A 12324-nucleotide genomic window follows, 5' to 3' on the forward strand; every position below is an offset into this window, starting at 1 on the left:
AACTAACTCAGTTTGGTATTTAAAGGTAATACGTGTTGACGTTTACCCGTCAACGCAGCCATCGCATTGGCAACGGCTGGAGCAATGGGTGGTACACTAGGCTCACCGACCCCCGTAGGTGCTTCAGCAGATGGCACTATGTGCACCTCAACCTCAGGCATCTGATTGATGCGAAGTACTTGATAGTCGTGGAAGTTCGATTGCGCTACAGTCCCGCCCTCATTGAGCGTAATTGCACTCATTAACGTAGGTGACAGTCCATACCCAATCCCACCTTCCATTTGCGCCTTAATGACATCAGGATTGATTGCAACCCCGCAGTCCACGGCACATATGACTTTATCAACACTCACATAACCATTGTTATTGGAGACGACAGCCACTTGAGCAACATAAGTGGCGAAAGACTCATGGACAGCAATGCCCATTGCAGTTCCCTCTGGAAGAGTTTTACCCCAGCCAGCTTTCTCAGCGGCTAGCTTCAATACCCCTTGCCATCTAGGATGTTTTTCTAGGAGTTTCATACGGAAATCAACGGGGTCTTTACCTGCTTTAAATGCCAGTTCATCCATCATGGTTTCAACGGCGAATGCAGTATGCGTGCTCCCCACGGAACGCCACCATTGGACTGTTGGTCCTTCTTTTACGGTAGTAAGTTCAAGAGCTAGATTTGGGATATCATAAGGGTTGTTTGATGCCCCCTCTACCGACGTTCCATCAATTCCATCTTTAACGAGAAACGCTTCAAACGCGGTATTGTGTAGTATTGATTGACCAACAATATGTTGATACCAAGCATTGATGTTACCGTCCTCATCCAACCCCGCTTTTAGTTTGTGTACGTAGGCCGGACGGAAGTAACCCGCTCTAGTGTCATCTTCACGGCTCCATACCAGTTTTATTGGTATGCCTTTCTTTTGTTTAGCAATCTCTACCGCTTCGAGTAAGTAATCGGAATGAGGGTTTGCGCGTCGACCAAAGCTGCCACCTGCAAGTAACATATTCAAAGTAACTTGCTCAGGTTTTAAACCCAGCAAGTTAGCCACATTCATTTGATCAACGGTTTGGAGCTGTTCACCATTCCAAATTGTGCAGCCTTGATCTGTCACCTGTGCGACACAGTTCATCGGCTCCATCGTTGCGTGAGCAAGAAATGGAAATTCGTACGTGTTATCTATAACAGATTGCGACTTTTCTAGTGCCGCCAGCGCATCTCCATCACTTCTAGCTGGCAAGCCTTTCTGCAATGAAACTTGTTTATACTCCTGAAGTATCTGCGATGAGCTCTTAGTAAAGGCAGAGCTTTCGTCCCACTCCGCAACCAAGAGATCTCGTGCTTTTTTTGCGCTCCAGTAGTCGTTGGCGAGTACTGCCACCCCTGTAGGAATTGTTAATATATCGACGACACCAGGGGATTTCTTGGCGTTACTTGCATCAACTGACTTTAGCTTCGCCCCAAATTTGGGGGCGTGTAAAACCATCGCAGTAAGCATGTCGGGAAGTTTGAAATCTTGGGTAAAGATAGCCTTGCCATTATTTTTGCCAGTATCCTTGCGACTCAATTTTGCCTTACCAATCAGAGTAAAATCGTCTGGAGATTTCAGTGCGATAGAACTAGGGTCAGGAACAGGCAGTTTAGCGGCCTCCTCGGCCAGCTCACCAAAAGAGGCTGTATTCGAGCCATGACTTAACACCCCTGAGTTAACTACAACCTCATCTGGACTCACTCCCCATCTGTTCGCTGCCACTTGGACCAGCATTGAACGCGCCACAGCACCAGCGGTGCGGAGTTGGATGTATGAATTGGCAATGGCTGTACTCCCTCCAGTACCTTGCATTGGCCCCCAAAGGGTATTGTTGTAGCGTGAGGCATCTGCAGGTGCACCCTCCGGTTTCATTTGCTCCCAGGAAGCATCAAGCTCTTCAGCAACTAAGGTAGTAAGTCCGGTATAAGTTCCCTGACCCATCTCCACATGCTTAATCATGACAGTGACCGTATTGTCGCCATTAATCTTCACGAAAGCATTAGGTTCAAAAGAGGCATTAGTGTCGACATGATTAGAAGCTGAAACCTTTTTCGCAGTAGATATAGAAACTCCTAACGTCAACCCTGCTCCAACTCCCGTCATCAACTTTAAAAAATCTCGACGAGTCGTGGCAGCTTCTTGAGTTGCCATTGATAAGGATTTTAAGCGCATAATTTTTCACTCCAATCTCAGCTCAAGACAACTTGGTCGATGCGTGTTTAATGGCATTGCGAATACGAACGTAAGTTGCACAGCGACACACGTTTCCTGTCATCGCAGCATCAATATCTTCATAGCTCGGGTTTGGGTTTCTTTCTAACAAGGCTACAGCAGACATAACCTGACCAGACTGACAATATCCGCACTGAGGTACTTGCATCTCATCCCAAGCATCTTGTATAGCGACTGCCGCAGGACTCTCAATGCCCTCAATAGTAGTAATCTTCTGACCAACGGCAGCTTGAATTGGTGTAACACAAGAACGTATCGGTTGACCGTTTAAGTGAACAGTGCACGCACCACAAAGGGACATTCCGCAACCAAATTTTGTGCCTGTCATAGAAAGGTGGTCACGTATGACCCATAAGATAGGGGTATCGGATGATGCATCGACTTCAACATCGACGCCGTTCACGTTAAGAGTTAGTGCCATGGAGGTTCTCCTACTCGCCAATCAATACTTGCGCATTCACCCAATGGCTGGGGACAACAATACACTCTCATCAGATCATCATTGGCTTATCGATTAGCCATAGAGCAAATTATAGCCAACACCCTAAAATCTGCAGACTTCAAGAGATTCCCTCTAATTTATTGTTATGTTATAACATAACAATAAACTAATTTAGTAAGGAACGTTCCTTACTCAAACAGGTAAACATCATCACAAGAGGTAATCTTTATGGAGCTCGCCATCGCTGAAAAAGTAACATCCAATGAAGAAGCCCCACCTTCCGAACATCAAAGTGTAGCTCATGGAAAAAGTCCGACGGTGTTCACAGACATCTATCGTGATGAAGTCAAGATCGCGATCTGGAATCGAGCATTTTCAGCAGTTCTGCAAAAAGAGATTGCTGAATTCATTACGCACAACCCAAATTTTGAAAAGTCTCTCACGATTAAGCCACAAGACGCTCACGCATCTCTATACAAAGCCATAGGTGACATTGCTCCTAGCAGCCTAGTCGACAATATAGCTGAACTTGTAGATATGTTTGGTTGTCTGTTTGACCTTGAACATGTAGGCGTTCGCCTTGCGACCTTAAATAAAGCAATGTGTCCAAAATTTCATGTCGATCGAGTGCCCTGTCGACTGGTGACAACATATCAAGGTATCGCAACACAATGGCTGCATGGCCAAGACGTAGATCGTTCTAAGCTAGGTAGTGGAAGCAATGGCTTGCCGGATTCAGATTCTGGCCTTTATAGGAAGGAAAGCAATATCCAACACTTGATAGCCGGCGATGTCGCACTGTTAAAAGGAGAAAGTTGGATTGGCAACGAAAATCAAGGTCTCGTCCACCGTTCACCAATGATCGAACATGGCGAGTCTAGACTATTGCTTACTTTAGATTTTAGGTAAGTCGTTTTAAATACAGGATTTTAACTCTACATGGATAATATTAACCAAGTTCTCATCGTAGGCGGAACACATGGGAATGAACTATCAGGCATCTATCTCAACAAGCTTATAAAAGAACGCTTGTACAATATCGATAGAGCGAGCTTCTCTGCAAGTTCTGTAATAGCAAACCCTGACGCAGTAAAAGCCAATACTCGCTTTGTCGAACAAGATCTAAACCGACAGTTTTCACTCGAGCTAGAGGCAAATTCAAAGGAAGCCAGGTTAGCAACCGAATTCAAAAATAATTATTGTGCGAACAATCCTTTGATCATCGACCTACATAACACGACAAGCAACATGGGAGCAACATTGATTTTGCTATCGAACTCCCCGTTCTACAAAAAAATGGGCGCCTATGTAAAGCAACGGATGCCGGGCTCAAATATCCTGTTCGAAGACAGAAAAGAATGGAATGAACAACCTTACCTATGCACGGCAAGCCAATACGGGGTCATGATTGAAGTAGGCGCTCAGGCCCACGGTAGCTTACAGTTTGAAACGCTCGAACTGATGAAAGAAATGCTCAGTTTAGTGTTAGATTACGTCGACAAACACAATTTGTACCAGCTTAGTAACCTAGCTAACTATGACGCCTTCTATTATACCGAGGAAGTCCAAATACCAATGGATCATGATGGTATGAGAATAGCAGCCGTTCATCCGACCATCTGTGGCAGAGATTTCGAAGTGGTAAAAACCGGGGAGCCTATTATGGCCACCTTCTTCGGCTTTGATATTTATTGGGAAAAAGAAAACGATATCTACCCCCACTTCATCAATGAAAGTGCATATAGCTCGGCGAATATCGCGATGGCATTAGCTGAAAAAAAGACAGTGTTTGTAGATTAGTTTCGACTCTTTTTAAAAACCCACTTCATAAAACAAAGCCCAGAGAATCAAACACTCTCTGGGCTTTGTTATAACTTGATTAGACTATACAATTTAAAAGCTGAAGTTCTAAGTCATCATCAATCTCATGCCCTATCACTTCTATTCGACTTTCATTGCAGTCATCAAGTTCAGCTTCCGTTAAACCGTCGGGTGTCATGTTGTAACCAAATATTCCATCATAGGTGATAAAAACGGCTTTCATTCGTTCAGCGTCTATCTGCATGAGTATCGTCAACAGTTTGTTGCGGTCAAACACTTTACTCGCAGAAAATCGCCAACCAACACTTTGAAAACCCTCACCTTCATTCATAGCCTTTAATACGCCACTTTCTGGTAACGGTAGTTCGGAAGCGATAGGTTTACGTTCATGATGATGGTGGTGCCCCTTATGTTCATCTAGCTCACTACCACCCTCAAATTCCTCAAATGCAATGATGCCGTTCTTGGAAAGCAATACCCTAGCTTCAGGCTTACCATATGTGGTGACATATTGCTGGAGCTGTTCGAACTCATTCGAGCAGTATAAATCTGATTTATTGCCTACTACGGTATCCGCGATTGCAATTTGCTGATTAAACACGTCATGCCCTGTGTATCGGTGGTCCGCTAACTTTCTGGCATCGACTAACGTTATCGTCTTTTGAAGAGACAGCACTTGTTGATAGTGTTGCGATGATAACACCTGAAGCACCTCTTTTGGATGTCCCAATCCGGTAGGTTCAATCAACAGACGATCGGGTTTGGCTTCAGTAAGCAGTTGGTTTAATGCGATTTGCATTGGGAGTCCAGCAGTGCAGCACATACATCCCCCTGGCACTTCCCGCATAAACACGCTTCCCTTAGTGTCTCGTTGCCCATCCAGTAGAGCACCATCAATTCCGATTTCACCAAACTCATTAACTAAAACTGCCCACTTCTCGTTATCGGGCTTGTTCTTCATCAGATTGAGAATGGCTGATGTTTTGCCGACGCCAAGAAACCCGGTAATAATATTGGTAGGTACGCCAAGGATCTTGTTATCGTTACCACTCATCTGAAAATCTCCATATACAAGTTGTTGCGAAGCATTGTTTCGCAACAACTTAAGTTACAACGTAATGATTATTGAATATCTAAACCCTTCGAAAGAGCTCTGAAAGGACTATTTACCACGCTTAAATGTGAGCCTTCTCGCGGCGTTCACTTGTTCCTTCAAGACACCATCATTGAACACTTGCTGCCCATTGACCCAAGTCGACTGAATAGAAGAAGCAAAGCGATGACCGCTGAATGGGGACCACTGGCAATGATACAGAGAGTTATCGTCATCTACGTCAGTTGCCTTATCCGAATCAATAAGCACAAGGTCAGCAAAATATCCTTCTCTGATGAATCCTCGTTCTTCAACGCCATAACGAATCGCCGGGTTATGTGATACTTTCTCTACCACTTGTTCGATAGACATACGACCATTATTGACGTGGTCGAGTAGGGTTAATAAAGCATGTTGAACCAGTGGTAATCCTGCAGGCGATAATTCATAGGCCACCTCTTTTTCTTCTTTGGTATGAGGCGCATGATCAGTCGCAATAATATCAATTTTCCCTGTATGCAGAGCTTTGATGAGCGAGTCTCGATCTGAAGAATATTTGATGGCAGGGTTACACTTGATGAAATTACCTTTCTGTGCGTAATCTTCATTCGAAAACCACAAGTGGTGGACACAGGCTTCCGCTGTAATGTGTTTATTCTCTATTGCCCCCGCTTCAAATAAGGAAAGTTCTTTCTCTGTCGTAATGTGAAGAACATGCAACTGACTATTATATTTTTTAGCCAAAGAGACAGCATAAGAAGAAGATGCATAACAGGCTTCGTCATCTCTCAACTTAGGGTGGTCTTCAATGGTGAACTCTGACTTGGATTTAGATAGCTCTTGTCTATTCTTTGCTATCACCTCACCACTTTCGCAATGCGTAACGATCAACACAGGTGACTCTCGAAAAATATCATCCAAGGCCTGAGGGTCCTCGACAAGCAAGTTGCCGGTAGATGCGCCCATAAACACCTTAACGCCGCAGTGTCGAGATGGATCTAAACGTTTAATTTCTTCAAGGTTGTCTTCCGTTGCTCCAAGATAAAATGAGTAGTTCGCCATTGAGCTTACCTCTGCAATGGCGAATTTTTCCTCCAAAGCCTCAATAGTTGTCGTCGCTGGATTTACGTTGGGCATCTCCATGTAACTTGTGATACCACCAGCAACCGCAGCTCTTGACTCTGAAGCAATGCTTCCTTTATGGGTTAACCCTGGTTCTCTAAAGTGGACTTGATCATCAATCATCCCTGGAAGAAGGTACTTACCTTGAGCATCAATAATGAAGTCTGAACTTGCCCCTTCGATGCTGTCGGCTATTAAATCAATTCTGTCTCCGACGATTCTTAAATCAGCGATACGAATCTTACCTTCGTTCACTATCTTCGCATTTTTGATCAACGTGCTTTGCATTGTATCTACTTTTCCCTAATAACGTTATTTCGGTACTGATTTGAATGAATTGGTTGAAGTTTTAAAGAGAATTATTTACAAGCATCGCAAATACATTCGATTTCAAGTTGTGGCTGAATCAACGTAAACCCCTGTTTTCGCGCATGCTTTGTCAATGCGTCAATCAGAATAGGATCGATTTGTTGTTCTGCGATCTTGTCGCACTTGGAGCAGATTAAAAACTGAGCGACTCCGTGCTCATGTGATTGCGCTATATGCGAACAGGCAACAAATTTATTCGACGTATTCAACTTATGCACCAAGTGTTCACTCTCTAAGAATTCTAATGCTCGATAGACGGACATTGCTTGCAGCGAATGCTCAAAAGTAGATGCGCAATAATCCATCAATTCATAGGCCGATAAGGGTTTCTTGGCATGAAGAAGGGATCCAAGAACGACACGCCGTGTCGATGTCATTCGCTTACCCTTAGCTTTTAAATTGCGGACGACTTTGTCTAATGTCTTATCCAAATGATATGGCATGTAAACCCATCTACTCCTAACTCTCCAATTGATTGTTATGTTATAACATAACGAAATGTAAATTTCTAAATGCTATCGACCCAGCAAACTCTGAATTACCAATTTCATTCTCTCTAGCTACTGTGAAAGCGTTACCGACACGTTCTATCGATCCGAACATTTATCAAAATTGAATACCCTCCATGTTAATTCAATTTCAACAACTTAGTCCCAATCGCTATTCTTATCCTGACATCAAGACAAGAACATCCAAACGTACCTAAATGGATAATTAGAATAAGGAAATACCTCATGGCAAAGAAAACGGCTCTAGTAATAAGTGCACACTCTGCAGATTTTGTATGGCGCTGTGGTGGTGCTATCGCGCTCCATCAAAAACTGGGATATGAAGTCACGATTGCATGTTTATCTTATGGAGAGAGAGGTGAATCTGCGAAGCTTTGGAAGCAAGAAGGCATGACGCTGGAGGACGTAAAACGTATTCGCCGTGAGGAAGCAAAAGCTGCAGCCGATGCCTTGGGAGCACACGATATTCGTTTCTTTGATTTTGGTGACTACCCACTTGAAATCGATACGGAAGGCAAATATCAAATCGTTGATTTAATCAGAGAGATCCAACCTGAGTTTATGATGAGCCACTCAAAGTGGGACCCGTACAATACCGATCATATGTACGCAACAGAGATCGCACTTCAATGCCGCATGATTGCGCAAGCCTGGGGCCACAACCCTGGCGAACAAGTACTTGGTGCACCACAACTTTACCTATTTGAGCCACATCAAAGTGAGCAAATGGAATGGAAACCGAATACCTTCCTTGATATCTCCGATGTATGGGAAAAGAAAAAAGCAGCAATAGAATGTATGCAAGGCCAAGAGCACCTTTGGAAGTTTTATGAAAACCTCGCGGAAAACCGTGGTAACCATTTTAGAAGGAACTCTGGTGGTCAAGCTGGTGGACGTAGTTGCTTATACGCAGAGGGCTTCCAAGCTGTCTTCCCAAATTGTGTCGACTCACTCTAAGCCGCACTAATACACATTCTTGAGCACCAACTAAAAATAAATCCCAATCGCTATCTAAGTATTGGGGTTTATTTTATTGTCTCAAAATCAGCTCTTCTCATCTTTCCCGCTTTGATTCTCGCTAACACAAAGAACCACTGGCTCAAAGCAATACAGATCAAACCTGACCACAGGGGCTCATGTATAAAATAGGCAATCCCAATACCTGTTAGCAAAAAGACTAAACACATAAAATACATCAAGCGTAGTGTCGCTTTATCCTGCACTTTCAATCTCTCACAAGTCATCAAAACAACTTATAGAATACCATTCCATTTGTAACTAAGAAGGCTTTTGGATACCTTATAGAACTTTGTTTGATAAAAATCATAAAACGATGTGCATTGTGTACGATTAGGTCATCGATTAGCTGGTTCCAGAACGAAAGAACGCTCTGGAACACTCAGGTCAGGTAAAATTAACCAAGGCGCTTTCTGACGTAATCTGACAGTACTGGATCTTGGCTGTTTTCGAAGAAGCATGCCTGGAATTGAGAACTACCAATAGCAGCCTGAACCAAATCGGGTTCCATCGCATCCAAGGCATCAATTAGCGAATCTTTCGTGGACGCAGCTTTCACATGATTAAGCAACGCAGCATTCTTTTGTTGAGGCTCCGCTCTTTCAAGTGGGTAACCCTGCCCTTTCTCGCCAGTGCAAAAAGCTTGAGTAAACATGTTATGCAGATTGAGTTCCGCACCCCAGCCGAAACCTTTGGCAAATGCCAGAGATAAAGCATTCCCATTATTGATCTGATTGAACAAGAAGGCGTCGGATGGTTCGAGGCAATATCCACAAATGACTCCTGAGTGTGCGTTAAGTGACATTAGTGCGCCTTGGCCAGTACCACAGCCCGTTACAACAAAATCTATCGCTTTAGAATTCAGTAGCAAACTCGCCTGAATTCCCAAGTGAATATAAGTTAAGTGATGATCGCTTTCATCCAACATACCGACATTAAATACCTCATGCTCCGTGTGTTGAGTCGCGCTTGTTAACTGTTCAAACACCATCTTGCTCTTGCCAGCTTGGCTATTTTCCATGGTTAGTGCAATTTTCATTTCTTTGACCTTAATGCTTTTACTAATGCGTGATTGAGTATCAATGGATCTAGCGCGCTAACCAGCCGCCGTCGACAGCCATAGTGAAGCCGTTGACATAATCCGATGCCGCCGATGCTAAAAAGGTAATCGCTCCATGCATATCTTGAGGAGTGCCCCAACGACCAGCTGGAATACGATTAAGGATTTCTTGGTTTCGTTGCTCATCCGCCTGAAGTGCTGCAGTATTGTTTGTTGCCATATACCCCGGAGCAATCGCATTCACATTAATGCCTTGACCGGCCCATTCATTGGCCATCAATCTGGTTAGACCAATCACACCGCTTTTTGACGTTGTATAAGAAGGAACTCGAATTCCCCCTTGGTATGAGAGCATAGAGGCAATATTGATGATCTTACCGCCACTAGCTTGTTTGATGTATTGCTTTGCAACTGCTTGAGATAGGAAAAATAATGATTTGGTATTGATGTTCATTACCTCATCCCAATCCGATTCAGTGAAGTCTAAAGCATCATTGCGACGAATGATCCCAGCGTTATTAACCAACACATCAATTCTTCCCAGCGCATCCCTCGCGTGTTCGATGATGCTAGGAATGCAATCAATATTAGAAAGATCAGCTCGAACATCAATAAAGCGTCGACCCAGTGCTTCAATACTTTGCTTAGTCTCTACCGGCTCACTGCGATTAACACCAACAATATCGCACCCTGCACTAGCAAGCCCTTCAGCCATGCCTTTACCTAGCCCAGTATTACAACCCGTCACAACCGCAACCTTGCCTGAGAGATCAAATAAGTTTAATGACATTTCCACTCCACACCTTAAAACCTACCTACCTGACCAAACGATGGCCAGCCGCCAATAAATATTATAATCATACATGAGATGTATTTATTCAATTTCACGTTAAAAGTGTGTCGTGGTTAATGTTGATTACAGCTTGAGGCAGTAAATCTACTCAAATGTAAGATTAGAGCCTGAAAAATATAAGGATATCGTGATAGACTGCAACGCAGCATCATTAGGCAGGATTAGATAGGAGAATATTGACCCATGCCATCATTTGATATCATTTCAGAAATCGATTCAGTAGAGCTGCGTAACGCAGTCGATAACGCTAACCGTGAACTTTCAACTCGTTTTGATTTTCGTGGTATAGAAGCTAGCTTCGAATATAAAGATGAAGTAGTAAAGCTGAAAGCAGAAGCAGATTTCCAACTGAAGCAAATGCGAGACATTCTGCGTGGAAACCTGACTAAGCGTAATGTTGATCCAAACGCAATGGAATCAAAAGAACCGACAGCAAGCGGTAAAAACTGGTCTCAAGATGTGCTATTCAAACAAGGCATCGACACACCAACCGCTAAGAAAATCGTTAAACAAATCAAAGATTCAAAAATCAAAGTTCAAGCTGCAATTCAAGGTGAGAAAGTTCGTGTGACAGGCAAAAAGCGCGATGATCTTCAAGCGGTAATGACTCTTGTACGTGAAGCAGAACTTGGTCAACCATTCCAGTTCGATAACTTCCGCGACTAATCTTTGCGAGAAGTAACAAACACAATAAAGGGGACTCAATTAAGTCCCCTTTCGTTTGCCTGCTCACCTACACCAGCTCAGGAGAGTTCAGACCAATTGACATTACGAGCCTTGAGTCATTATTGAGATATTCTGAGTGAGCAACTTAAACTCTGCCGATCCTTCTGGGATGAATACCACAACGCGCATAGGCTTAAGTTCTGGATTCGCTATCATAGAAGATAGCTCGGCACTATTGGCATAGACTTCACGTTCTGCATCTCGACGACACAAATCAATATACTCAAATGGGCAATCTTGTGGATGCAAAACGAGCTCAGCTTGCTGCATCTTTTTGAGCGCCTTTAGCGTCAATAGCTCCGGATCTACCCCAAACTCTAACCAAGTTAAACTGCCTTGCATATCAATACTCGTCGCAATGGACGCTTGATATAACGCTTCCAGCTCCTCGCGGCTTTGTGCGAGCTCAACCTTAGTGTCATTTAGGAACAGTTCCCAGAATTTTCGACGCTCATCAACTGTTGAAAAATGCTCTTTAATTGAATTTCTTTTCGACGCACAAAAATCTGCTAGTAAAGAGAGATTGAATGGTAAAACCGACTCAAATTTTTCTCGCACCTTACGCACAAGCACCGGTGAAGCTCCCCCACTCGATACTGCAATCTGAATCCGTCCACGATTCACAAGTGACGGTGTAATGAAATCGCAATAAGGAAGGTCATCCACAACGTTAACTAGTAGGCCTTTCTCTTTTGCATCTTTATGCACTTGGTGGTTGAGCTCATTGTTGTCCGTCGTTGCCCAAACCTGCACGTACTCATTTGACATCAAACCTGGGTGGTAAAAACTCTGCACCCATCGACATTCCTGCGCATCGACCTTTGTTTGAAGGTAGTTCTCAATAGAAGGAGATACGATCGTGACGTCAGCACCAGCCCTTATCAATGTATCCACTTTACGGCTGGCAACTTCTCCCCCGCCGACGACGAGAACAGGCTTTGCTTTAAGGTCTAAAAATAGTGGGAAATACTGCATCTCTATCCTTGTTTCGAGTTTATAGCTAAATGCAACCATCACCATAATGGTGCGATATTTTTATAAAATCCCGTCCATT

At 43.6% G+C, this 12324-nt stretch carries 12 protein-coding genes; 4 read left to right on the forward strand and 8 right to left on the reverse strand.

The features are described from left to right. Positions 1 to 2: 2 nt before the first annotated feature. Both DPF91_RS16285 and DPF91_RS16290 read right to left on the reverse strand, forming a co-directional pair. Entirely contained in the window at positions 3 to 2198 is a 2196-nt protein-coding gene (locus tag DPF91_RS16285; RefSeq protein ID WP_206355578.1) for a xanthine dehydrogenase family protein molybdopterin-binding subunit, read from the reverse strand. Between the two features lie 22 nt (positions 2199 to 2220). Then, positions 2221 to 2679: a (2Fe-2S)-binding protein gene (locus DPF91_RS16290; protein WP_117235502.1), complete on the reverse strand. Its 459-nt coding sequence runs from the start codon at positions 2677 to 2679 to the stop codon at positions 2221 to 2223. A 249-nt stretch (positions 2680 to 2928) separates the two neighbouring features. On the opposite strand from DPF91_RS16290, the gene DPF91_RS16295 reads away from it, so the two are divergent. Further along, positions 2929 to 3609: a DUF1826 domain-containing protein gene (locus tag DPF91_RS16295; RefSeq protein WP_117235503.1), complete on the forward strand. Its 681-nt coding sequence runs from the start codon at positions 2929 to 2931 to the stop codon at positions 3607 to 3609. A gap of 30 nt (positions 3610 to 3639) precedes the next feature. Then, positions 3640 to 4500, forward strand: coding sequence for an aspartoacylase (locus DPF91_RS16300; RefSeq protein WP_117235504.1), 861 nt, complete (start codon positions 3640 to 3642; stop codon positions 4498 to 4500). 79 nt (positions 4501 to 4579) lie between these two features. Here the strand turns inward: DPF91_RS16300 and DPF91_RS16305 are convergent, their stop codons facing one another. The 3 genes from DPF91_RS16305 to DPF91_RS16315 all read right to left on the reverse strand — a co-directional run bounded on the left by DPF91_RS16305 (position 4580) and on the right by DPF91_RS16315 (position 7482). Then, on the reverse strand, positions 4580 to 5575 hold the full coding sequence (locus DPF91_RS16305; protein ID WP_117235505.1) for a CobW family GTP-binding protein: 996 nt from the start codon (positions 5573 to 5575) through the stop codon (positions 4580 to 4582). Between the two features lie 108 nt (positions 5576 to 5683). Continuing rightward, complete coding sequence (locus tag DPF91_RS16310; protein ID WP_117235506.1) at positions 5684 to 7024, reverse strand: dihydroorotase; 1341 nt, start codon at positions 7022 to 7024, stop codon at positions 5684 to 5686. A gap of 71 nt (positions 7025 to 7095) precedes the next feature. Beyond that, positions 7096 to 7482: a Fur family transcriptional regulator gene (locus DPF91_RS16315; RefSeq protein ID WP_420855612.1), complete on the reverse strand. Its 387-nt coding sequence runs from the start codon at positions 7480 to 7482 to the stop codon at positions 7096 to 7098. 357 nt (positions 7483 to 7839) lie between these two features. Here DPF91_RS16315 and DPF91_RS16320 point away from each other — a divergent pair, with 357 nt between their 5' ends. Continuing rightward, complete coding sequence (locus DPF91_RS16320) at positions 7840 to 8571, forward strand: PIG-L deacetylase family protein (protein WP_117235508.1); 732 nt, start codon at positions 7840 to 7842, stop codon at positions 8569 to 8571. 457 nt (positions 8572 to 9028) lie between these two features. Here the strand turns inward: DPF91_RS16320 and DPF91_RS16330 are convergent, their stop codons facing one another. Beyond that, positions 9029 to 9670 (reverse strand): RpiB/LacA/LacB family sugar-phosphate isomerase, encoded by a 642-nt coding sequence (locus DPF91_RS16330; protein ID WP_117235510.1) that lies wholly within the window; start codon positions 9668 to 9670, stop codon positions 9029 to 9031. Between the two features lie 49 nt (positions 9671 to 9719). Beyond that, entirely contained in the window at positions 9720 to 10481 is a 762-nt protein-coding gene (gene kduD / locus DPF91_RS16335) for a 2-dehydro-3-deoxy-D-gluconate 5-dehydrogenase KduD (protein ID WP_117235511.1), read from the reverse strand. Between the two features lie 246 nt (positions 10482 to 10727). Between kduD and DPF91_RS16340 the strand changes: the two genes are divergently transcribed. Further along, complete coding sequence (locus DPF91_RS16340; protein ID WP_117235512.1) at positions 10728 to 11210, forward strand: YajQ family cyclic di-GMP-binding protein; 483 nt, start codon at positions 10728 to 10730, stop codon at positions 11208 to 11210. Positions 11211 to 11312: 102 nt separating this feature from the next. On the opposite strand, the gene DPF91_RS16345 is transcribed toward DPF91_RS16340, so the two are convergent. Continuing rightward, positions 11313 to 12245 (reverse strand): precorrin-2 dehydrogenase/sirohydrochlorin ferrochelatase family protein, encoded by a 933-nt coding sequence (locus DPF91_RS16345; protein ID WP_117235513.1) that lies wholly within the window; start codon positions 12243 to 12245, stop codon positions 11313 to 11315. Positions 12246 to 12324 lie beyond the last annotated feature (79 nt).

It is taken from the genome of Vibrio maerlii (assembly GCF_003415655.1).
Taxonomy (GTDB): Bacteria; Pseudomonadota; Gammaproteobacteria; order Enterobacterales; family Vibrionaceae; genus Vibrio; species Vibrio maerlii.

Excerpts from the sequence above, each read along its gene's own strand:
- kduD (WP_117235511.1), bottom strand. The coding sequence starts at position 10,481 with ATGTCATTAAACTTATTTGATCTCTCAGGCAAGGTTGCGGTTGTGACG.
- DPF91_RS16290 (WP_117235502.1), bottom strand. The coding sequence starts at position 2,679 with ATGGCACTAACTCTTAACGTGAACGGCGTCGATGTTGAAGTCGATGCA.
- DPF91_RS16285 (WP_206355578.1), bottom strand. The coding sequence starts at position 2,198 with ATGCGCTTAAAATCCTTATCAATGGCAACTCAAGAAGCTGCCACGACT.
- DPF91_RS16320 (WP_117235508.1), top strand. The coding sequence starts at position 7,840 with ATGGCAAAGAAAACGGCTCTAGTAATAAGTGCACACTCTGCAGATTTT.
- DPF91_RS16340 (WP_117235512.1), top strand. The coding sequence starts at position 10,728 with ATGCCATCATTTGATATCATTTCAGAAATCGATTCAGTAGAGCTGCGT.
- DPF91_RS16330 (WP_117235510.1), bottom strand. The coding sequence starts at position 9,670 with ATGAAAATTGCACTAACCATGGAAAATAGCCAAGCTGGCAAGAGCAAG.
- DPF91_RS16305 (WP_117235505.1), bottom strand. The coding sequence starts at position 5,575 with ATGAGTGGTAACGATAACAAGATCCTTGGCGTACCTACCAATATTATT.
- DPF91_RS16295 (WP_117235503.1), top strand. The coding sequence starts at position 2,929 with ATGGAGCTCGCCATCGCTGAAAAAGTAACATCCAATGAAGAAGCCCCA.
- DPF91_RS16315 (WP_420855612.1), bottom strand. The coding sequence starts at position 7,482 with ATGACATCGACACGGCGTGTCGTTCTTGGATCCCTTCTTCATGCCAAG.
- DPF91_RS16310 (WP_117235506.1), bottom strand. The coding sequence starts at position 7,024 with ATGCAAAGCACGTTGATCAAAAATGCGAAGATAGTGAACGAAGGTAAG.
- DPF91_RS16300 (WP_117235504.1), top strand. The coding sequence starts at position 3,640 with ATGGATAATATTAACCAAGTTCTCATCGTAGGCGGAACACATGGGAAT.
- DPF91_RS16345 (WP_117235513.1), bottom strand. The coding sequence starts at position 12,245 with ATGCAGTATTTCCCACTATTTTTAGACCTTAAAGCAAAGCCTGTTCTC.